The sequence below is a fragment of the Pseudomonas sp. Irchel 3A18 genome (assembly GCF_900187465.1).
Lineage (GTDB): Bacteria > Pseudomonadota > Gammaproteobacteria > Pseudomonadales > Pseudomonadaceae > Aquipseudomonas > Aquipseudomonas cichorii.
Genome location: NZ_FYDI01000006.1, coordinates 130,634 through 150,812, shown reverse-complemented (window position 1 = coordinate 150,812; position 20,179 = coordinate 130,634). Strand labels below are relative to the sequence as shown.

The 20,179-nt window shown below is 55.8% G+C and carries 21 protein-coding genes; 14 read left to right on the top strand and 7 right to left on the bottom strand.

Features of this window, described 5'->3' with window-relative positions; all coding sequences use genetic code 11:
* Nucleotides 1-166 precede the first annotated feature (166 nt).
* Nucleotides 167-421: a hypothetical protein gene (locus tag CKW23_RS26780; protein WP_143498942.1), complete on the bottom strand. Its 255-nt coding sequence runs from the start codon at nt 419-421 to the stop codon at nt 167-169.
* Between the two features lie 258 nt (nt 422-679).
* Between CKW23_RS26780 and CKW23_RS26240 the strand changes: the two genes are divergently transcribed.
* From CKW23_RS26240 to CKW23_RS13990, 3 genes are all read left to right on the top strand, one after another.
* Nucleotides 680-925 carry a hypothetical protein gene (locus tag CKW23_RS26240; RefSeq protein WP_143498940.1) on the top strand — a complete coding sequence of 82 codons (246 nt, stop codon included), beginning with the start codon at nt 680-682 and terminating at the stop codon, nt 923-925.
* Nucleotides 926-1,549: 624 nt separating this feature from the next.
* Nucleotides 1,550-3,433, top strand: a complete 1,884-nt coding sequence (locus tag CKW23_RS13995) for a methyl-accepting chemotaxis protein (protein WP_095067747.1) — start codon at nt 1,550-1,552, stop codon at nt 3,431-3,433.
* 96 nt (nt 3,434-3,529) lie between these two features.
* A complete protein-coding gene (locus CKW23_RS13990) occupies nt 3,530-3,997 on the top strand; it encodes a hypothetical protein (protein WP_177434643.1) in 468 nt (155 codons plus the stop codon).
* Here the strand turns inward: CKW23_RS13990 and yacG are convergent.
* Genes yacG through pilB form a run of 5 tightly spaced genes read right to left on the bottom strand, consistent with a single transcriptional unit; the run spans nt 3,991 to nt 8,608 of the window.
* Nucleotides 3,991-4,200 carry a DNA gyrase inhibitor YacG gene (gene yacG / locus CKW23_RS13985; protein ID WP_095067745.1) on the bottom strand — a complete coding sequence of 70 codons (210 nt, stop codon included), beginning with the start codon at nt 4,198-4,200 and terminating at the stop codon, nt 3,991-3,993. The genes CKW23_RS13990 and yacG overlap by 7 nt on opposite strands.
* Entirely contained in the window at nt 4,197-4,820 is a 624-nt protein-coding gene (gene coaE / locus CKW23_RS13980) for a dephospho-CoA kinase (RefSeq protein ID WP_095067744.1), read from the bottom strand. Before coaE ends, yacG begins: the two co-directional genes overlap by 4 nt.
* Entirely contained in the window at nt 4,817-5,689 is an 873-nt protein-coding gene (locus tag CKW23_RS13975) for an A24 family peptidase (protein ID WP_095067743.1), read from the bottom strand. The genes coaE and CKW23_RS13975 overlap by 4 nt, the downstream gene beginning before the upstream one ends.
* A gap of 1 nt (nt 5,690) precedes the next feature.
* Entirely contained in the window at nt 5,691-6,908 is a 1,218-nt protein-coding gene (locus CKW23_RS13970) for a type II secretion system F family protein (RefSeq protein ID WP_095067742.1), read from the bottom strand.
* 2 nt (nt 6,909-6,910) lie between these two features.
* Nucleotides 6,911-8,608: a type IV-A pilus assembly ATPase PilB gene (pilB, locus tag CKW23_RS13965; RefSeq protein ID WP_095067741.1), complete on the bottom strand. Its 1,698-nt coding sequence runs from the start codon at nt 8,606-8,608 to the stop codon at nt 6,911-6,913.
* Between the two features lie 226 nt (nt 8,609-8,834).
* Between pilB and CKW23_RS13960 the strand changes: the two genes are divergently transcribed.
* Entirely contained in the window at nt 8,835-9,233 is a 399-nt protein-coding gene (locus CKW23_RS13960; protein WP_095067740.1) for a prepilin-type N-terminal cleavage/methylation domain-containing protein, read from the top strand.
* Between the two features lie 59 nt (nt 9,234-9,292).
* The gene (locus CKW23_RS13955; RefSeq protein ID WP_371856568.1) at nt 9,293-10,708 is read left to right on the top strand and encodes an O-antigen ligase family protein; all 1,416 of its coding nucleotides are present in this window, start codon (nt 9,293-9,295) and stop codon (nt 10,706-10,708) included.
* A gap of 6 nt (nt 10,709-10,714) precedes the next feature.
* Here CKW23_RS13955 and CKW23_RS13950 read toward each other — a convergent pair whose 3' ends face one another.
* Nucleotides 10,715-11,263, bottom strand: coding sequence for a DUF1523 family protein (locus CKW23_RS13950; RefSeq protein ID WP_095067738.1), 549 nt, complete (start codon nt 11,261-11,263; stop codon nt 10,715-10,717).
* Between the two features lie 122 nt (nt 11,264-11,385).
* Here CKW23_RS13950 and CKW23_RS13945 point away from each other — a divergent pair, with 122 nt between their 5' ends.
* The 9 genes from CKW23_RS13945 to CKW23_RS13905 all read left to right on the top strand — a co-directional run bounded on the left by CKW23_RS13945 (nt 11,386) and on the right by CKW23_RS13905 (nt 20,137).
* On the top strand, nt 11,386-12,384 hold the full coding sequence (locus tag CKW23_RS13945) for an ATP-grasp domain-containing protein (RefSeq protein ID WP_095067737.1): 999 nt from the start codon (nt 11,386-11,388) through the stop codon (nt 12,382-12,384).
* Nucleotides 12,385-12,436: 52 nt separating this feature from the next.
* Nucleotides 12,437-13,573: a trypsin-like peptidase domain-containing protein gene (locus CKW23_RS13940; RefSeq protein ID WP_095067736.1), complete on the top strand. Its 1,137-nt coding sequence runs from the start codon at nt 12,437-12,439 to the stop codon at nt 13,571-13,573.
* 67 nt (nt 13,574-13,640) lie between these two features.
* On the top strand, nt 13,641-14,774 hold the full coding sequence (locus tag CKW23_RS13935; RefSeq protein ID WP_025261825.1) for a phosphoribosyltransferase domain-containing protein: 1,134 nt from the start codon (nt 13,641-13,643) through the stop codon (nt 14,772-14,774).
* Entirely contained in the window at nt 14,767-15,525 is a 759-nt protein-coding gene (locus tag CKW23_RS13930) for a trehalose phosphatase (protein ID WP_095067735.1), read from the top strand. Before CKW23_RS13935 ends, CKW23_RS13930 begins: the two co-directional genes overlap by 8 nt.
* Nucleotides 15,518-16,612 (top strand): cysteine protease StiP domain-containing protein, encoded by a 1,095-nt coding sequence (locus CKW23_RS13925; RefSeq protein ID WP_095067734.1) that lies wholly within the window; start codon nt 15,518-15,520, stop codon nt 16,610-16,612. The genes CKW23_RS13930 and CKW23_RS13925 overlap by 8 nt, the downstream gene beginning before the upstream one ends.
* Nucleotides 16,612-17,562: an HpcH/HpaI aldolase/citrate lyase family protein gene (locus CKW23_RS13920; protein WP_025261822.1), complete on the top strand. Its 951-nt coding sequence runs from the start codon at nt 16,612-16,614 to the stop codon at nt 17,560-17,562. Before CKW23_RS13925 ends, CKW23_RS13920 begins: the two co-directional genes overlap by 1 nt.
* Nucleotides 17,563-18,267: an HAD-IB family hydrolase gene (locus CKW23_RS13915; RefSeq protein WP_095067733.1), complete on the top strand. Its 705-nt coding sequence runs from the start codon at nt 17,563-17,565 to the stop codon at nt 18,265-18,267.
* A 47-nt stretch (nt 18,268-18,314) separates the two neighbouring features.
* Nucleotides 18,315-18,908 carry a TerD family protein gene (locus CKW23_RS13910; protein WP_025261820.1) on the top strand — a complete coding sequence of 198 codons (594 nt, stop codon included), beginning with the start codon at nt 18,315-18,317 and terminating at the stop codon, nt 18,906-18,908.
* Nucleotides 18,905-20,137, top strand: coding sequence for a TerD family protein (locus CKW23_RS13905; RefSeq protein ID WP_095067732.1), 1,233 nt, complete (start codon nt 18,905-18,907; stop codon nt 20,135-20,137). The genes CKW23_RS13910 and CKW23_RS13905 overlap by 4 nt, the downstream gene beginning before the upstream one ends.
* Nucleotides 20,138-20,179: the final 42 nt, after the last annotated feature.

Below are 20,179 nucleotides of genomic sequence, written 5' to 3'. Positions count from 1 at the left end.
TTGGGTATGTTTAATTTTTTTTGCATTGGTCTAAGTAGTGTCAACAGCTTTTCTGGTGGTTCATCGGGCGGTCAATGGTGTGCTATTACTCCTTCTATCCTAGGGTTTTTTTTCTTATCCTGCTGATTCTTATGCTGAGAAAAGAAATTCGTAATACACCATACGTTTACTCTGTTGAAGGTGTGGCTAAATGCATGGAATTTATTTTCCCTGTCTTGGATGGCTTATGGCTTATGGCTTTGGTGCCAATGAGACGCCAAAGGAAAAATGTAAGCTCAGTGAAATAGGGGAATGAATTTTGATTAGAATTTTTTGTTATTCTGGCTTTTTTAATACTTGTTTTTTCTTTTGTTTTTTGTGCTTTTTTGTACAGGTGCAGGCCTTGGCGTGCATTTTCGATATGCTTTTTTGTCGCTGTCACCGCGATTATTATTTTTCCTGAATGGTATGCAGACAATGAGTGGCAAAAATTATGCAGGCTTTCAGGTCTTATTGTTTATCAAAGAAATCAAGTTGATGGGTTCTATGATCGTCGAAATATCATGCCAGAGCGTACCGCTCACGAATATCTGAAAGCAGGGTATAAGTTTGTAGAGGTCGATTCATCTGACCTTGTTGAGGGTAGATATAAGCGCTATGAGCTTGTAGGGGGGAGCTGAGGCATACATATAGTAGTGAGATGAAAAGTGAATATGTGGTCGAGTACAACGAGTTTCGTGACTCACAAGTCGATGGGGCTGAATATAAGATTTTTAGAAGCTCTGATGATGAAGTGGTCGGTACTTATAGGGTTTATTATTTGCGTGGTGGCTTTTTATATCGTTATCTAACCAAAGATAGTCGTGATCCTTCCCCTCTTGGGTACTGTGATTTTGAAGGGGGGAGTTCAGACTATATTCTGCAAGTAATACCTCCTCGTAATTGATTGTATTAAAGAGGAAGGCTGTGAAAATGTCTGATTTGGCAACGTACTCTGTTTTGGTTGATGCTGTTTTTTCTAATTTTTAATTATTAGTTAGCTAGCTCGCAAAGCTTGAAAGTACTGTTGGTATTATCATTGGGCATTAGTCATGCCTCCTCCATCTGATCCGCATTTTTCTCCACCACCTGAATCTGTACCGCAACCCATCCCCACCTCACAATCTCCACACCGCAGCACTCCCCGAGGCGTCTGCCACGTGCTGTATCGCACATCTGTTCCTGTAGGAGGCCTGAGATGGCTAAGCTTGCATTCTTCCTGATTGGTTTTTTGATCCTCACCATCGGCATTGGTCTGCTGGGTACTATTTCTCCTTTGTAGGAGGGGGAATTCCGGGACATTTCCGGGTGGTTACAAAAGAGATTATTACTCTGGAAATCTCTTCCAATCGTTGAATTCTGTCGTGGTTTGGCATTCTTTGTCGTTTACAAGCATGCTTTTCGGTATTCACGAAAATTCACATTCAAAACAGACATAGTACAAAAGCTCTATATCAATCAAACGCTTGATTGCATATGGCTACCATCCTGTTTACGATGAATCTTCTTTCTAAACGCACGGAGCGACTTGATGAAGATTGTCCATAAGGCTGGCCTTGCAGCAGCTTTCGTACTGTTCTGTACCACCAGTTTGTTGTCGGTGACGCAGGTCGCAAAGGTTCGTGACACTCTTCACAGTCAGGTATCGGCAAGCATTGCCGAGTCGAGCAATACACTCGCCAGACAGATCGAGAACTGGCTGAACTCCAAGCTCAAGCTCATGGATCTGTTGAGCCAGAATATCGACAGCAACTACAGCACCCAGAACCTTCAGCACCTGATTGGCAGCCCTCTGCTCAAGGATGAATTCATTCTGGTTTTTGGCGCCTTGCAGAGCGATGGCAAGCCCATCAAGAACCTGGAGTCCTGGAAGCCGAAACCTGACTGGGATGGGCGTACACGCCCTTGGTATGCAGTTGGCAAGGCAGCCAGCCAGGCTGTGCTCACCGAACCCTATGTCGACTCCACAACCGGAGAAACGCTGATTTCTGCCGTTACACCCTTGCGAGGTGCTGGCGCGTTTCTCGGTGTGATCGGCGGTGATGTCCGCTTGAAAAGCGTGTCCGATACGATCAACACCATGGACTTCAACGGTGCTGGTTACGCTTTTCTGATGAGCAGCAGTGGCAACATCATCTCTCACCCGAACAGTGCCTTGAACGGCAAGAACTACAGTGAGTTGTTCGAGGGCAAGAGCCCGGTCCTGGAGAACAGGCTGCAGCCGGTCAGTGCCTCTGGCAAGGACCTGCTGGTGTCTTTTACTCCGCTGTCCAACCTCAAGGGCATGAACTGGTACATCGGCGTCGTACTGGACAACAGCATCGTCATGGCCGAGGCCAATAGCCTGAGCTGGCGAGCGGCTATTGCCACGCTGCTGGGTGTGCTTATCAGTTTGCTGGTGCTGGGCGCGCTGATGAAGCGGCTGCTCAAGCCCCTTGATCTGCTTCACACCTCCTTGCGCGAAATCAACAGTGGTGAAGGCGATCTGACCCGACGTTTACCCGACTCCGGCAAGGATGAGATTGCCTTGCTGTCCCGTGAATTCAATCGCTTCATGGAAAGCCTGCAGACCCTGATCGTTCAGGTGATGGGCAGCTCGAAACAGGTGCATGAAAGCACCAACCGCACTTCCGGCGAGGCCAACCAGGCCGATGGCCGCCTGCAGCGACAGTTGCAGGAGCTCGATCAACTGGCCACGGCAATGCAGGAGATGGCTTCCACGGCCGAAGAGGTGGCGCGCAACGCTCAGGCCGCAGCTCAGGCGGCGCTCTCGGCCAATGACGAGGTCGACAGCGGTGTGCGTGTGGTGTCGCGTTCGACTGCGGCGATCAAGACTTTGGCTGTAGAAATGGATGAAGCCAGCCAGGCGATTACAGAACTGGCCAGGCTCAGCCAGAATATCGAGTCGATTCTGTCGGTGATCAACAGCATTGCCGAGCAGACCAACCTGCTTGCCCTGAACGCGGCCATCGAAGCGGCGCGTGCCGGTGAGTCCGGGCGTGGTTTTGCGGTGGTTGCCGATGAGGTGCGCTCCCTGGCCTCGCGCACCCAGCAATCGACTCAGGAAATTCGTCAGATGATCGACCAGTTGCAGACCGGCGTTAAGCAAGCCGAGTCGCGTATGCAACTGAACCGCGACAGTGCCAGCAAGACCGCTGAAGAGGCGGGCGCGGCCAATGAGATGCTGACGGATATCCGTCGGGCAATCATCCGCATCAATGACATGAACATGCAGATCGCCACTGCCGCAGAGCAGCAGAGCGCAACCACTGAAGAGATCAACCTCAATACCACCAATATCCGCGACATCAGCCATGAAGTTGCGGCCAGCGCCGAAGTTCAGGTACGTCAATGTGCTTTGATGGTGGAGCAAGTGGATCAGCAGGATCGCTTGCTGAGACGCTTCAATGTTTGAGTTTTAAGCGTGTAGAGGCGCTGGACGGTTGACTTATGGGGGCGTGTTTGTAAAGCATTCATGCCCACTGTCACTCATTGTTCAAGGACTCGCACATTGAAACTTCTGCCCATCCTGCTTCTGGCTTTATTGCCGCTGACCGCCCAGGCTTTGCAAGTCGGTGATCGGCTGACGCCCTGGACTTTGCTCGATCAGCACGATCAGCCTTATACCCTGAACAACCAGACCCAAACGCTGCTGGTTGCGCGCAGCATGGACGCGGCCAAGCTGGTCAATGTGGCGCTCAAGGACAAGCCCAAGGGCTTTCTGGAGTCGCGGCAGACCGTGTTTGTGGCCGATATCCAGAAGATGCCCAGTGTGATTGCCAGCCTGTTTGCGATCCCTAAGATGCGCGACTATTCCTATCGCGTCATCCTCGACCGTGATGCGCGGATCGTGCCGCAGTATGCCGGCGATGAAGACAAGGTGTTGTGGTTGCAGTTGCGCGACGGGCAATTGGTCAGCCAGCAGCAGTTCAGCAGTGCCGAGCAGTTACTGGCTGCACTCGATCGACAAGGTCAGTGATCGCGTAGCGGTCGGTCAAGATCACCGGAAAACAGTTCATCTTCGGCATCCGGGCTGACCGGAATCGCATGTTCTTCGGATGCCCAGGCGCCCAGGTCGATCAGCTTGCAGCGATCTGAGCAGAACGGGCGGGCCGGGCTGGCTGCACTCCATTCCACTGGAGCGCCGCAGGTCGGGCATTGGACGGTTGTTGGTTGGCTCACGATTGGCCTCCGGGCAAAGTAAGAAAAAAGTGATGCAGCCGCTCGACTTCGCTTTTCAGCCACGCCGGGTCGCGATCATTGGTCAGCACGTTGTCGGCATGCCGCAGCCGCTCTTCGCGTTGCGCCTGGACCTTCAGAATGGCCTGGACCTGCTCCTGGCTGGAGCCGTCGCGCTGCATGGTGCGTTCTATTTGCAGGTTTTCGGGAGCATCGATCACCAGAATCCGCTGCACCATCTTGTATTGCCCTGACTCGATCAGCAGCGGTGAAACCAGAATCGCGTAAGGCGATTGAGCCTGAGCCAGATAGCTGACGATTTCCTGATTGATCAATGGATGCAGCAAGGCTTCCAGCCAGCGTCGTTCTTCCGGGTGCTGGAAAATCCGTGCGCGCAGAGCACCACGATCCAGTTCACCGCTGGCTTGAAGCACCTCAGCGCCGAAGTGTTCGGCAATCCGGGCCAGTGCCGGACGGCCTGGTTCGACCACCCAGCGGGCGACATGGTCGGCATCCACGGTATGAATACCCAGATCGATAAAGCACTGTGCCGCTGCACTTTTACCGCTACCGATGCCGCCGGTCAGGCCAAGAATCCAGGGTTTGAAAGCAGGGTTGGTCATTTGAAACCGGCAAACTGCAAATAGGAGTCGGTTATTTGACCACCCCAGAGCAAAGCGATCCACCCCGCGATGGCCAGATAAGGACCGAAGGGAATCGGTGTTCCCGCCTCGACCTGGCGAATGCGCATCAGGATCACGCCCAGCACAGCGCCCACCAGCGACGATAAAAGGATCGTCAACGGCAGGATCTGCCAGCCGCCCCAGGCCCCGAGCATGCCGAGCAACTTGAAGTCACCGTAACCCATGCCTTCCTTGCCGGTGAGCAATTTGAACAGCCAGAACACCGACCATAACGCCAGATAGCCGGCCACGGCTCCCCAGATGGCATCGTTGAGGGATGTGAACAGGCCAAAGGCATTGACGATAAGCCCCAGCCATAACAAGGGCAGCACCAGAGAGTCCGGCAGCAACTGGTGATCGGCATCGATCAGGCTCATGGCCAACAAGCCCCAGCTCAGCCCCAGCATCGCCGCAGCCTGCCAGCCAAAACCGAAATGCCAGGCGATATAGCCTGACAAGATTCCACAGGTCAGCTCGACCAGCGGGTAGCGCTTGCTGATCGGAGTCTTGCAGTTCGAGCATTTACCGCCGAGGGCCAGATAACTGATGACCGGAATGTTTTCCCAGGCGCGAATCCGGTGGTTGCATTGCGGGCAGCTGGAATGAGGAAGGATCAGGTTGAAGGTGTCCGGCTTGGGCTCGGCGGGCAGCCCCAGTATTTCCCGTGCCTGAATCTTCCAGTCGCGATCCATCATTTTGGGCAGTCGATAAACCACCACATTGAGGAAGCTTCCAACCAGCAGGCCTAGAACAGAGGTGAAAATGACGAAGGCCAGCACGGAGCTGGCCAGGAAATCGAGGAGGGGCATATCAGACGACGTTTCCGAGTTTGAAGATAGGCAAGTACATGGCCAGCACCAAGCCTCCCACGATAACGCCGAGTACCGCCATGATCATCGGCTCCATCAGGCTGGTCAGGCTGTCGACCATATTATCCACCTCGTCCTCGTAGTAAGTCGCAACCTTGTCGAGCATGGAATCCAGAGCGCCGGACTCTTCACCAATCGCGGTCATTTGAATGGCCAGGCTCGGGAATACATTCACTGAACGCATGGAGAAGTTCAACTGCATACCCGTGGAAACGTCTTGCTTGATCTTGTTGACTGCATTCTTGAACACCACATTGCCGGTGGCGCCAGCCACCGAGTCCAGTGCCTCTACCAGCGGAACGCCGGCGGCAAAAGTCGTGGCAAGGGTTCGTGCATAACGGGCCACTGAAGACTTGTAAATCAGCGGGCCAATGATCGGGACTTTCAGCAGAAATCTATCGATGCTGTCGCGGAATTTTTGAGACTGCTTATAGGCGCGTTTGAACATGAAAAAGCTGACAATAAAAAGACCGACGATGGCCAGCCACCAATTTTGCACAATCTCTGATAGCCCGATGACCATCAAGGTAAAGGCGGGTAATTCAGCGTTAAAACCTGCAAATACCGACTGAAATTGCGGCACGACCTTGATCAGCAAAATACCCGAAACAATCACCGCTACAAACATGACTGCAATGGGATAGGTCATAGCCTTTTTGATCTTGGACTTGAGTGCCTCGGTCTTTTCCTTGTAGGTGGCCACCCGATCCAGCAGGCTTTCAAGGGCACCCGCCTGCTCGCCGGCATCCACCAGGTTGCAATACAGGTCGTCAAAGTACTCAGGCTTTTGCCGCAGGGCCGTTGCCAGGCTGTTACCTGCCGATACTTCCTGCTTCAGGAAGTCCACCAGCGCCCGCATGTTCGGATTTTCGGCACCTTCGCTGATAATGTCGAACGATTGCAGCAGCGGAACCCCTGCTTTCATCATCGTTGCCATTTGTCTTGAGAAAAAGGCGATATCCAGCGGTTTGATCTTCTTGCCGTTACCGAATATCGAGACGGACTTTTTACGTACCTTGGTGGGGTTGATACCTTGCTTGCGCAGTTGTGCCTTGATGAGCGCCGGGTTATGGCCGCTCAGCTCCCCGCTCATTTTCGAGCCTTTCTTGTCCAGGCCCTCCCAAGTGTAAACCGTGACTTTGACTGCTTTGCTAGCCATGTTTAATCCTTGGTCACGCGGTTGACTTCTTCAAGGCTGGTGATGCCTTGCATGGCTTTATGCAAGCCAGAGGTGCGCAAATCATTGAAACCGTCCTTGCGCATCTGTTTTGAAATTTCCAGTGAGTTGCCTTCTTCCATGATGATGCGTTCCAGCTCCGGGGTTTTCTTGACCACTTCGTAAATACCGACCCGGCCTCTGTAGCCGCCATTACAGTGATCGCAGCCAACAGGCCCATAGATCTTGAACTTGCCGATTTCCGATTCCGGGAAGCCTTCCTTGAGCAGGGTCTCCCGTGGAATATCGAGTTCTTTCTTGCAGTGAGGGCAGAGTTTACGAGCCAGGCGCTGGGCAATGATCAGATTGATCGCCGTGGCAATGTTAAAGGCTGCGACGCCCATATGATGCAGGCGTGTCAGTGTTTCTGCTGCGCTATTGGTGTGCAGGGTGGAAAGTACCATATGGCCGGTCTGCGAAGCCTTGATGGCGATTTCGGCGGTTTCCAGGTCACGGATCTCACCCACCATGATCACGTCCGGGTCCTGACGCAGAAAGGCCCGCAGCGCCTGGGAAAAGTCCATGCCCTGGCGCGGGTTGACGTTGACCTGATTGATACCTTCCAGGTTGATCTCCACCGGGTCTTCGGCGGTAGAAATATTGATATCCACGGTGTTGAGGATATTCAGGCCGGTATAGAGCGAAACGGTTTTACCCGAGCCGGTGGGGCCGGTGACCAGGATCATCCCTTGCGGCTGTTTGAGAGCTTCCAGATAAAGAGCTTTTTGCTCCGGCTCATACCCCAGCGCATCGATGCCCATCTGGGCGCTGGTGGGGTCGAGGATCCGCATCACGATCTTTTCGCCCCACAGCGTCGGCAGGGTGTTCATACGAAAATCGATGGCCTTGCTTTTGGATACTCGCAGTTTTACCCGGCCATCCTGAGGTTTGCGCCGCTCCGAGATATCCAGGCTGGCCATGACTTTCAGGCGTGCGGCAATCCGGCTGGCCAGATGGATAGGGGGCCTTGCGGCCTCGTGCAAAATTCCATCGGTACGAAAGCGCACGCGAAAGACCTTTTCATAAGGCTCGAAGTGCAAGTCTGAGGAGCCCATACGTATGGCGTCCATCAGCATCTTGTTGACGAAACGTACGACTGGCGCGTCGTCGGCGTCATCCTTTCCGGAAATCGATGTTTCTTTTACGTTATCGACCTGTTCGATATCCAGGCCCAGATCGACATCGGCCATTTCCCCCAGGCCCATGCCGGTGTCGAACAGTTTTTCGATGGCATCGCTGAGTTTGTCGTCTTCAACCAGAATCGCTTCGGTATTCAGGCCGGTGCTGAACTGGATATCGGTAACGGCCTGGTGGTTGGTGGGGTCCGATACGCCCACGAACAGCTTGTTGCCGCGCCGCCATAAAGGCAGGGCATGATGCTGACGCACCAGCTTTTCGCTGACCAGGCCTTTTGGCTGGCTTTCTTTATCCAGGCAGTTGAGGTCAAGGAAGGGGACGCCGAATTGATCCGACGCCAGTTCGGCCAGCACCAGACTTTTGACCAGCTTGTTCTGGACCAGATAGCTGACCAGCGAGATCTTGTCGCGTCGTGCCTGTTGATAAGCCTGCTGCGCAGTTTTTTCGGTGAGAAGCTCGGCTTCGACCAATTGCTTGGCCAGGCCGGTAAGGACGACATCAGACATAAAGCCACCAGACACAGACAGTGTGAGGTTTATAGCGCAGTCGGGCTTTGCTGCCAAATGGCTGTGCGGGATGTGACGAAAATTGTCAGTTTCTGATGATTTCGGTGGGCTCGAAGAGCGCTTATGGTTGATTTTGATCAATCAATTGTGCGGTATCTGGATTTGGCATGGCCTGTGCTTTTATTCCTGCAAGGCACCACCTCATTGACGCCTTGGAGATGTATCCATGCAAACACAAAAAGGTTTTACGCTGATCGAGCTGATGATCGTGGTTGCGATTGTCGGTATTCTGGCCGCAGTAGCCATTCCGTCCTATCAAAATTACACCTTGCGCGCGCAGGCCTCTGCTCTGCTCGCGACAATGGATTCCGCTAAAATTGCGGTAGCAGAGAATTGGAACAACGGCCTCACTGGCACTGCTCTTTGTGGGACTGGCGATACTCTTGTCACAGGCTGCACAAGTACCGGTACTTTAACGGCTACCCGTACCTCGCCCAACGTTACTGTTACTCTTGTACCTACGCCTCCAGCGATAACTGGTGCAGGAAGTGTAGGTGCCAGCATCACTTGGAGATGTACTGTCAGTCCGGCGAACGCCGCTCCTGCAACATGCCAAGGCTCGTAATAGCTTGAAAGAAAGGCGCTTCGGCGCCTTTTTTGATGTCGGAGGTCTGGAGTCTCCAAGTGTTATCTACAGCAAAAAACCATATTTTTTTCTTCTTCTGTTGCATCACGCTTTTTATCTGCGCTGGCACCTTTGAGTTTTCCGGCCACAATTTCCAGAGACTGGCACAGTTTCTTATTGGCACCCTCTCCGTATTGACCCTTTGTCTGTATTCGATCAAGGGTTTGAACGCCAGTGTGTTTCAATCTGGTATCAAGGCTGTTTTTTTATGTGTGTTGCTGGGTGGAGTCATTTCCAGCCTGACAGCCCATCAACCCCTCTGGGCATTGATCGAGTTATCGGTCTTGTTGCTGTGTTGCGCCATCGCCAGTGCATTTGCCCAACAGCGACGAATTCATGGCGCTCAGCTTGATCGGTTTTTCATTGGTTTCGTTGTCTTCATTTGTTCTATCAAAACACTTCAGTTTCTTTCGGCAACTGCTGCCGCCTTCCTTAGCTTTCCCTCTTCGCTGGATACAGATCTGCTGTTGGAAGGTTTTTCCAACAAGCGTTTCTATGGCCAGTTTCAGACGTTCACCTTACCGTTGCTTGCATTGCCACTGCTGCTTGTTTCGGCGCGGCGCTCTATCAAGGTCTCAATCTTTGTCTTGCTGAGCCTCTGGTGGATGATCGCCGTGAGCGGCGGTACGCGAGGCACATGGCTGGGGATGGGCGTTGCTGTGGTCGTTGCTTCCTGCCTCGGACGCGCCGGACGCTACTGGGCAGGCTGGCAACTGGCAGCCGCCTCAGTGGGCGTATTGCTGTTTCTTCTTCTTTTCAGTCTGTTACCCGCCTGGCTGGGCATTGAAGTCGCCAACTTTGCAGGTGAGCGGCTGAATACTTCGTTGTCTGCACGTGAGCTGCTGTGGCAGCAGGCATGGAGCATGATCAAGGAGCGTCCGCTGCTGGGTTTTGGGCCGATGCATTTTGCTGATATCTGGAACCCGTATGGCGCGCATCCGCATCAGGCGATCCTGCAGTGGGCAAGCGAGTGGGGAATACCTTCCGCATTGTGCGTCGCCGGGCTGGCTTTGTATGGAGGCGTGGTCACAGGGCTCTTGTTACTCAAGCGAGCTCACTCTCTAGAGCCTGTCGATCTGCTACGGCTTTGCCTGTTCGCAAGTCTGGTTGGTGCGCTGACACAGGCGATGGTCGATGGTGTCATTGTCATGCCGTACTCGCAGTTATGGCTGGCAATCATTGTTGGCTGGTTATTGGCCCTGCATGAATGGCAGGTCACACCGGCTTCGCGCAACCTGATTCTTGATCGGTTATGGATGGCCTGTCTCGTTCTGGCAGCAGGCCTGATTTTCTATACGATCGTTCGCGACTTTCCCTATCTTGAGACTCTTCAGCAGCAGTCCGGGCAGAGTTTTGGAGGTCCTTCTCTGCCTCGTTTCTGGCTGCGGGGGAGCATCGCGCATCCCCCCGAATGAATTCGCCTACCCCCTCACAACCCCATCCACCCGCGGTTGCTTGCGAAACCGGCGCTTGACCACAATCACCACGACCAGCACCAACAGAATCAACACACCAAAGAAGATCGCGTTGAAGATCGGGAACGGTTGTTCACGGCTGTTGGTGAGTTCGACCTGGGTGATGTTGGGGAACATCGACAGGATCTGGATGCGCCAGCCGTAGTAGCGGATCAATGCCAGTTGCTGTGAGTCACGGGAATAGCCCTGGGCCTTGGCCTGGATGTCTGCCGAGTCGAACTTGAAGTACCACGGGAAGCTCCAGCCGGTGTCTTCGTTGCGGTAGACCACGACTTTCTTGGTGTCCGGGTCTTCGGTGTTGATGAAGTAGACGTCGCGGGTCGGGCCGTCGGCCACGTTATCGGCGTTGATCACGCCGTCCGCATCCATTCTTTTTACTTCCACACCCGTGACCATCACGACATCATGACGCGGCAAGACGTAGTAGAGGCTTAATGCGCCGATCCCGAATACAACGAAAACCAAAAGCCAAATCGACCGCTTGAGCCACTTCATGTCATTGTCCCCTAGTGAAAAATGGCGTGACTTTGCCTTAATCCGAACATTTTGAAGCAAAACAGTTATTACAAAATTCGACAAAGCTGCTTAGAAAGCCGCTTTGTTTTCTGGAGAGTCACATGATTTGGTTCCTTGAAGGGCAGTCCAGCCAACGCGAAGTCATCATGGGCGCGCGTGATGCCTTGCCGGCATCGGTGCGGATTATCGCTTCCCATCGCCAGGATCGCCCGGAAATTACCGGGCAGGCCGACGTTGCCTTGCAGGAGCCGCGCAATAACGCAGAGCGCATTGACTGGGTCCTCGAAACGGCCCGCGAGCTGGGCGTCAAAGTCATTATTGCCGGGCGTGTCGGCAGTTTTTATGAAGCGCATCGTGAGCGTTTCGTGGCGGAGGGTTTTGATCTGGTCACCGGCGGCACCAGCATGCAGACCTTTATCAATGTAGACGACAAAAGCCTTTTCACTGCCGCTGCCGAACAGGCTGGTCTGGCGTGCATACCGGGGATCAGCGCAAGTAATACCGAAGAGTTGCAGGCCGCCTACGAAACCCTGTCCCGCACGGGAGAGGTGTGTATCAAGCCGACGGTGGGGATTTTCGGGCATGGATTCTGGCGCTTCAAGGCAGGCGTCGATGACTTCCGTTGCTTCGCCAACCCCGATGCCCGGGAAACCAGCTTCGAGGCGTACCTGAACGCTTATCGCCAGTCCGATGACAGGCCGCCCATGTTACTCATGCCGTATATGCCGGGCAGCGAGTGTTCGGTGGATATGGTCTGTGAACATGGCAAGGCGGTGGCCTTCGTCGGGCGCCGCAAGCAGGGCATGAACCAGACGTTCGAGCGCGACAGCGAGGCTGTCCGGCTGGCCGTGGAGGCCGCCGAGCACTTTGGCTGTGACGGCCTGATCAACGTGCAGACCCGTGACGACGCCGATGGCAAGCCGCACTTGCTGGAAATCAACCCGCGCTACTCGGGCGGTATTGGTTACACGCGGGAAACAGGTATCAATCTGCCGGGCATTTTCGCGACCCGGCGGCTTGGGCTGAAAGAACCGGAAACACATTGGCTGGATAATATCCGGGTCAAGGCGATAACCGTGGCTGTACTGGCTTCGGTTTGATCGGGATAATAGTTTTTTGCTATTACCTTGCTCTTATCAGGGAGGATTGGGCATGAAAGTGTTGGCACCGGGCGCAAATACAGCAATTGCGAATGCACATTGCACGTGGTTGCTTGAAAGCGGAAAGGCTTCGGTATTCGGCGAGTACGTAGCGGTAGCCTTGCTGCCGGTTGACGAAAAACGTCAGCCCAAGGGCGATCCTGCATTGCTGCACCGCGAACAGAACTGGATGGAGTGGAGCGACGGGCCGGAACGGGTCGGTTGTTCCCTCAAGCTGGATCGCCTGCCCGCTGGCAGTGATCGTGTTCTGGTGATGGTTTACGTCTATGCCGCCACCGGGCCAATTCGCGATATTTCCAGCTTGCGACTGGTGATCGACAAGGAAATCGAAGTCCAGGCAGATCTGCGGGACAACGGTGAGGCTTCGATCATCATCGGTGAGTTTTACCAGCGCAACGATCAATGGAAGTTTCGAGCGCTGCATGAAGGTTCTGCCTACGGACTGGCAGCGTTTGGACGCAAGATCGGCCTTGAGGTCAATGATCATCACCCTCGGCGCAGTTCCATCAACTCTCCGGGCGGTCATCATCAGTCGGCGACAGGCACTGCGTTTGTGGTCGGGCCTTCCCATGTGATGACGTGTGCCCATGTCATTGAAGACATGAGCGTGCTGTATATCAGTTCGCTGGAAGGGCGCTTCAAGGTCGAGCCAGTGGTGGTCGATCGTCGAAACGACATCGCGTTGCTGCGGGTACAAGGCGCTTCGCCGCTCAAACCGGTCACGTTCCGTGAAGGCACGGGCGCGGAGCCTGGCGATACGGTGGTAGCGCTGGGTTATCCACTGGCTTCGATTTCCGGTGGCAGCCTGCAAGTGACTCAGGGCGGGATATCCGGCCTGTTCGGCTTGCACAGCGATGCCAGCCTGTTTCAGTTCACGGCGCCCATTCAGCCGGGCTCCAGTGGCAGTCCACTGTTCGACAACGGTGGCGCGGTTATCGGGATGGTGACCTCAAGTGTGCCGGATGCACAGAACATGAATTTCGCGGTGAAGTCGGCATTGCTTCTGTCTTTTCTGGAAGCCTGCCGCGTAACGGCATCCCATGCCCGTCCTGAGAGGACGTACACCACAACTGAAATTACACGCTCTGCCCAGTCGGCGCTCTGGCTCCTTGAGGCCTCGCGCACGTAACGACCGCTTTCCTCCGGGAAACGGGCAGGCGCAAGGGGCATTGGCCCCGTTAACCAGGAATCTATCGATGGACAGCAGTTCAGCTCTTTCAACCCCTACAAGGCTTCGCGCTGATCTGCTTCGTGGTCGTCTCGATGTGATGGTCGACTCGTCCACCATCGCGCCGGACTCCCTGTTCGGCTTTGCCGAGCGACGCAATCCCAAGCGGGCGTTTCTCTTCGTTTCCCGCGTGTTGGGGCGACATATCCCGGTGCGTCCGGGCGTGATGCTCAAGAGCTTCCGGGACCTTGCCTACAAGATCCCGGCCGATCTTCCTGGCCCGGTGCTGGTCATCGGCATGGCCGAGACGGCTGTAGGGCTGGGTGCCGGTGTGCATCGCGCCTACAGCGAGTCGCGTCCGGATTCGCTGTATCTGGTCAGTACTCGCCACCCGACGGGCACCGAGCTGTTCGCCCGTTTCGAGGAAGAACACAGCCACGCCAGTGCTCACCTGATTCACTTGCCCACCGACCCTGCGCTGCGCGAGATGATGCTGGGCGCTCGTTCGCTGGTGCTGGTGGATGACGAAGCCTCAACCGGCAAGACATTTATCAACCTCTATCGGGCGCTGGTCGAGGCCGGGCTGAGCAAGGTCGAGCGTGTCGTGACCTGCGTCCTGACCGACTGGTCGGCCGGTGCGGTCAGCACCACCATGGGCGATGTGGCCGAGCAGGTTTCCTTGCTGCAGGGTTCCTATTCCTTTGCCGAGGATCTGGCCGCGCCACTGCCGGACATGCCGGAAGTCGGCACCGTCGCCATGGGTGACTGGCCTTTGGTCACCGCTAATGACTGGGGACGTCTGGGTGTTCGCTCGGTACTCGACACCCTGGCCCCCGACATTCAGGTCGCCAAGGGCGAGCGTGTTCTGGTGGTGGGCACCAGCGAATTCGTCTGGCGCCCGTTCCTGTTGGCCGAGCGTCTGGAAAAGGCCGGTGCCGACGTGCATTTCAGTTCCACCAGCCGTTCACCGATTGCCCTGGGGCATGCCATCGATCATGCCTTGTCGTTCTCCGACAACTACGGCCTGGGGATTCCCAATTTTCTTTACAACGTACGGCCCGGTCAGTTCGATCGCGTACTGATCTGCACCGAAACCCCTCAGCAGGCTGTGCCCGCCGAGCTGGTCGAAGCGCTGAATGCCGAGGTCATCTGTGATGAGTAACGAACGCCCGCTGATATTCGTGGATCTGGACGACACCCTGTTCCAGACCGCCCGCAAGACGGCTCCCGGTATCGAAAAGCATGTGGCAACCGTCGACCTCACCGGCAATGCCAATGGCTACATGACCAATGTGCAGAAATCCTTCGTGAACTGGCTGCTGGCCCATTCCGATGTGGTGCCGGTCACGGCGCGTAGCGTCGAGGCTTACAGCCGGGTGAAGTTGCCGTTCAACTCGGGCGCAATCTGCTCCCATGGCGGCGTGATGCTCGATGCTGCCGGTCGCCTGGACAGCGACTGGAATGCACAGATGAAACAGACCCTGGCCGCTTATCAGGGACGTTTGCATGAGCTGAGCGCCGCAACTTTGGCCATTGGTCAGGAAATGGGCGTTTCATTGCGTGGCTGGGTAGTGGAGGAGGCGAAACTTTTCCATTATGTGGTGACCAAGCACAACGAAAGCGATGACAGCATCCTGACTCGCGTTCTGGCCGAAGTGCAGGCACGTGGCCTGCTCGACGACATGCACGTGCATGGCAACGGCAATAACCTGGCGTTCCTGCCCAACGGGTTGGCCAAACGCTATGCCGTGCAGGAATGGCTGCGCCGTGACCGAGCCGTCAACGGCGAGCGTCCGGTGCTGGGCTTTGGTGACAGCATCACTGATCTGGGCTTCATGGACGAGTGCCATTGGTGGGCAACGCCTGCCCGCAGCCAGTTAGCGAAGATGTTCGCCGGTGCTGCGCATGAGTAATCCCGTTCACGGGCTCGATACAGTGGGCAGCGGTAGCTATCTCGCGGATGACGTGCATTTTCTGCTGCGCGGCATCGAGATGGACACCACCGATGTCGAGGAAAAAGAGCGTCTGATCCAGACGAAGCAAAAGCACTATTCAGAAATGATCAGCCTGGAGTCAGCTCCGGGCGAGGCGCATGGCGCGTTGTTCGAACGTGCGCTGATGCAGAATGGTCTGCGCATGGCGACCGACGTGCAGGCTTTGGCGCTGGCCCTCGATCAGGCGTGCCAGGGGCGCGAGATCGTTCTGGTGTCATTCGTGCGTGCCGGTTTGCCATTGGGTGTCTTGTTGCGTCGGTCCTTGATCGGACTGGGCCGCGAAGCGCATCACTATGGCATCAGCATTATTCGTGACCGTGGCATCGACTCTGTAGCGCTTGAGGCCATCATTCAGGCCCATGGTGCGCAGAACATTGTTTTCGTGGATGGCTGGACCGGCAAGGGCGCGATTTCCGGGGAGATCAAACGCAGTCTGGCGGGCGATGCGCGGTTTCCCGAAGAGCCGCGTCTGGTGGTGCTGGCCGACCCGTGCGGCAGTGCGTGGCTGGCGGCGTCCTCCGAGGACTGGGTCATCCCGTCCGGTATTCTGGGGGCCACGGTGTCAGGTCTGGTGTCGCGTTCCATATGGCCTGCTGATGGCGGATTACACGGGTGTGTCGTTTACGATCACCTGCAAGGGCACGACGTGACTCGCTCGTTCATCGAGCGAATCGAAAGTCAGCGCCGCAATCTGCAGGGCGTTGTTGCAGCCCAACCCTGGACGCCGCAGCAGCGCATCGAGCTCAAACGTTCAGCCCGGGAAGTGATCGACACTCTGGCCGGGCGGTTCGGGATCAACAATCTCAACCGGGTGAAGCCGGGGATTGCCGAGGCTACCCGTGCCGTCATGCGCCGTGTGCCCGATCATGTGCTGGTACGCAATACCACTGACAGCGATGTGCAACTGCTCATGCACCTGACTGAAAAAGCGGGCATCCCTGTCGAAGAATCTGCAAATGCCCTGGGGCCTTATAGGGCGGTAACCATCATTCGGAGTCTCAGCTAATGGCCATACCTTCGCCTTATGCTTTGGGTGCAACGCTCTATATGCCTGCCACCCGCGACGACATTCTCGATGTGGTATTCGCAGAAAAGATCCCCGAACTGCGCTCTCTGGTCGTGTGCCTGGAAGACGCCGTGGCGCTGATCGATGTCGAGACGGCGCTGGTCAACCTGCGCAATGTGCTGACACGCATTCAGGACCGTGGCGGACGGCCGGTCAATGGCCCGTTGTTGTTTGTTCGTCCTCGCGATGCGGCAATGGCGAAAATTCTCAATGACTGGCCGCTGATGGCCCACGTCGATGGGTTCGTTGTCCCCAAGCTTTCGCTGCAAAGCCTTGCAAGCTGGGAGGATGCCGTTACCAATCCAGAGCTGGCCCTGATGCCTACACTGGAGACGCCTGAGGTGTTCAACCCGACGGCCATGGTCGAACTGGGGCAGGCACTCAAGGTGAATCTGGGCGAGCGGATCATTGCCTTGCGCATTGGCGGTAACGATCTGATGGGCTGCCTGGGGCTGCGCCGCAATCCGGCCATGACGCTGTATGGCACGCCCATGGGCTATGTGATTCCGATGCTGTCCGGTGTGATGGGTTCCCAGGGGTTTGCCCTGACCGCACCGGTTTTTGAGCAATTGGCGACTCCCGACATCATGGAGCAGGAACTGGCGCTGGATATCTCCAACGGTATGGTGGGCAAGACAGCAATCCACCCCTCGCAGGTCAATATCATTCAGAATGCGTTTCGTGTGAGCCTGGAAGACCTGAATTGCGCACGGATGATTTTGAACTCTGTCGCTCCGGCGGTGTTCAAGTACAACGATGCGATGTGTGAACCGGCCACTCATTACAAATGGGCAACCCACATCATGGAGCGCGCCAAATGGCATGGAGTCCTGCCGACCCCCGCTTCGATCGTGGATGCCAGCATTCGACTCGCTGAGGCAGTTAGTTAAATGATAGAGCCTGATCTTGAAGTGGAAGTGGAGCAGCGCCTGCTGGCGGTGTTCGATTTTGACGGGACATTGACCCGCCATGACAGCTTTGTCCCATTTCTAAAATTCGCTTTTGGGCAGCGTGCTTTTTCCGTTCGCATGGCCCGGCTGGTACTGCCGAGCCTGGGCTACCTTGCCAAGCGCGTGACCCGCGATGAGCTCAAGGGCCGTCTGATCAAGGCCTTTCTGACCGGCGTTGAGGTGGACTGGCTGCAACAGAAGGCCGAAGCCTTCTGCCAGCTGTACTGGGCGCGCCTGATGCGTCCGGCGGCGCTGGAGTCCGTGGCGGCGGAAATCGAAAAGGGCGCCATTGTCACACTATGTTCAGCATCGCCAGCTATGGTCCTGCAACCTTTCGCAGATCGCCTGAAAGTCGAACTGATCGGCACCAATCTGGAAGTGATCGACGGCAAACTCACCGGTCTTATCGAAGGCAGCAACTGTCGCTGCGACTCCAAGGTGATGCGCCTGGAAGGGGTTTACGGGCCGCTTTCACAATTTCGCGTACGGGCCTGGGGGGACACGCGGGGGGACCACGAATTGCTCGCTGCAGCACAGGATGCGCACTGGCGCCTGTTCCATCCGGCGTGGCGTCGGGGTCGTTATAAAGGTCCCGTTAACGCCAAGTTACATAATCGGGATGGCAATGATGGCTCATCGCGGTAAGGCTGTAACACTTTTATCCGAATTCCGTAGTTCACATGGAGCGAAAAATGGCACTCACTTTGGCAAAAAACCAGACAATCTCGCTTGAGAAAACCGCTGGTACAGGCCTTAAGAAAGTCAGCATGGGGCTGGGATGGGACCCTGAAAAGCCGAGCGGTTTCTTCGGCAAGCTGCTGGGCGGCGGTGGCGGGGATATCGACCTGGACGCCTCCTGCATCATGCTCGATGCCGACAAGAAGCCTCTCGACCTGGTCTGGTTCCGCCAGTTGCAATCGCGTGACGGTGCCATTCATCACTCCGGCGACAACCGTACCGGTGAAGGCGCAGGCGATGACGAAAACATCAGCGTCGATCTGGAAAAACTGCCGGCAACCGTGAAATATCTGGTGTTCACGGTCAACTCGTTCACCGGCCAGAACTTCGAAAAAGTCGCCAATGCCTACTGCCGTATCGTCGATCTGGGCACCCGTAACGAACTGGGTCGCTTCGATCTGTCCGAAAAAGGTCAGCACACAGGCGTAGTCATGTCCTATCTGTCGCGCACCTCCAGCGGCTGGGATTTCACCGCTGTAGGTCAGGCCACCAATGGCCGTACCGCTGACGATCTGGTCGACCTGGCCATCGGAGCAGTACGCGCATGACTCAACTTGTCCCAGGCGCCAATGCGCCAGTAGCTGCTGGCCCATTGACGGTCGACGTCAGCTATTCCCCTATAGCGGGCGCGGACATCGATGTCTCCGCGTTTCTGCTGACCAGTGCAGGCAAGGTCCGTGGCGATCACGACATGTGTTTCTTCGGTCAGAAGAGTGTGAGTGGCGGTGCGGTGCAGTTGACGGAAGCGTCAGCGGGCCGCGCTGTCTTCAGTCTTGATCCGGGTCGTCTGGATGCCGCTATCGAGAAGGTCGCGCTCACGGCAACCATCTATGAAAACAAGGCCAGCTTCGACAGCGTGTCGCACCTTGCCCTGACCGTCACCGGCGGAATCGAAGCGGCCATTCCTACCAGTGGCATGAAGGAAACCGCGCTGATTCTGGGCGAGTTCTACCTGCGTCAGGGCGCCTGGAAATTCCGTTGTGTCGCCCAGGGCTTTGCCGGTGGCCTTGAGCCTCTGGCGAAGAACTTCGGTGTTGAAGTCGCAGCGCCAGAGGCCCAGCCTCCTGCACCTGCACCTGCACCTGCACCTGCACCTGCACCTGCACCTGCACCTGCACCTGCACCTGCACCTGCACCTGCACCAGTCGCCGCGCCCAAGCCCACTGTCAGTCTCAGCAAGATCACGCTGGACAAGACACGAGCTTCCGTCAGCCTGGAGAAAACCAGTGCCGGTTTCGGTGAAATCAGGGTCAACCTGAACTGGAACCGCCGCAGTGAGAGCAAAAGCAGCGGCTTCTTCTCGATGAAGAAGAGCAATGCGATCGACCTTGATGTAGGCTGCCTGTTCGAGTTACAGGACGGTTACAAAGGCGCGGTCCAGGCATTGGGCAATTCGTTTGGATCGCTCAACACCGAGCCTTTCATCAAATTGATGGGCGATGACCGTACCGGCTCCATCAGCGACGGCGAGTGGTTGCATATCAACGGCGCGCACTGGGGCAAGATCCGCCGCATTCTGGTTTACGCATTCATTTATGAAGGCGCACCGAACTGGAAAGAAACCGACGGTGTTGTCACCATCCACGCCCCGGGCCAGCCACCTATCGAGGTTCGCCTCAACGAGGAAGGCGGTCGTCAGGGCATGTGTGCGATCGCTCTGCTGGAAAACGACAACGGGGCCGTCAAGGTGACCCGTCGTGTGGATTTCCACAACGGTCATAGCAACATGGACAAGGCCTATGGCTGGGGCATGCGCTGGGCCGCAGGTTCCAAGTAAACAACACGATTGATTTTTCTGAGGTGGCCTGGCTGCCTCGTA

What these genes read in the sequence shown, in the direction of transcription:
- CKW23_RS13905 (WP_095067732.1), top strand. Translation starts at nt 18,905, where the DNA reads ATGACTCAACTTGTCCCAGGCGCCAATGCGCCAGTAGCTGCTGGCCCA.
- CKW23_RS13930 (WP_095067735.1), top strand. Translation starts at nt 14,767, where the DNA reads ATGAGTAACGAACGCCCGCTGATATTCGTGGATCTGGACGACACCCTG.
- CKW23_RS13925 (WP_095067734.1), top strand. Translation starts at nt 15,518, where the DNA reads ATGAGTAATCCCGTTCACGGGCTCGATACAGTGGGCAGCGGTAGCTAT.
- CKW23_RS13920 (WP_025261822.1), top strand. Translation starts at nt 16,612, where the DNA reads ATGGCCATACCTTCGCCTTATGCTTTGGGTGCAACGCTCTATATGCCT.
- CKW23_RS13910 (WP_025261820.1), top strand. Translation starts at nt 18,315, where the DNA reads ATGGCACTCACTTTGGCAAAAAACCAGACAATCTCGCTTGAGAAAACC.
- CKW23_RS13960 (WP_095067740.1), top strand. Translation starts at nt 8,835, where the DNA reads ATGCAAACACAAAAAGGTTTTACGCTGATCGAGCTGATGATCGTGGTT.
- CKW23_RS13970 (WP_095067742.1), bottom strand. Translation starts at nt 6,908, where the DNA reads ATGGCTAGCAAAGCAGTCAAAGTCACGGTTTACACTTGGGAGGGCCTG.
- coaE (WP_095067744.1), bottom strand. Translation starts at nt 4,820, where the DNA reads ATGACCAACCCTGCTTTCAAACCCTGGATTCTTGGCCTGACCGGCGGC.
- CKW23_RS13995 (WP_095067747.1), top strand. Translation starts at nt 1,550, where the DNA reads ATGAAGATTGTCCATAAGGCTGGCCTTGCAGCAGCTTTCGTACTGTTC.
- CKW23_RS13950 (WP_095067738.1), bottom strand. Translation starts at nt 11,263, where the DNA reads ATGAAGTGGCTCAAGCGGTCGATTTGGCTTTTGGTTTTCGTTGTATTC.
- pilB (WP_095067741.1), bottom strand. Translation starts at nt 8,608, where the DNA reads ATGTCTGATGTCGTCCTTACCGGCCTGGCCAAGCAATTGGTCGAAGCC.
- CKW23_RS13935 (WP_025261825.1), top strand. Translation starts at nt 13,641, where the DNA reads ATGGACAGCAGTTCAGCTCTTTCAACCCCTACAAGGCTTCGCGCTGAT.
- CKW23_RS13915 (WP_095067733.1), top strand. Translation starts at nt 17,563, where the DNA reads ATGATAGAGCCTGATCTTGAAGTGGAAGTGGAGCAGCGCCTGCTGGCG.
- CKW23_RS13975 (WP_095067743.1), bottom strand. Translation starts at nt 5,689, where the DNA reads ATGCCCCTCCTCGATTTCCTGGCCAGCTCCGTGCTGGCCTTCGTCATT.
- CKW23_RS13945 (WP_095067737.1), top strand. Translation starts at nt 11,386, where the DNA reads ATGATTTGGTTCCTTGAAGGGCAGTCCAGCCAACGCGAAGTCATCATG.
- CKW23_RS26240 (WP_143498940.1), top strand. Translation starts at nt 680, where the DNA reads ATGAAAAGTGAATATGTGGTCGAGTACAACGAGTTTCGTGACTCACAA.
- CKW23_RS13940 (WP_095067736.1), top strand. Translation starts at nt 12,437, where the DNA reads ATGAAAGTGTTGGCACCGGGCGCAAATACAGCAATTGCGAATGCACAT.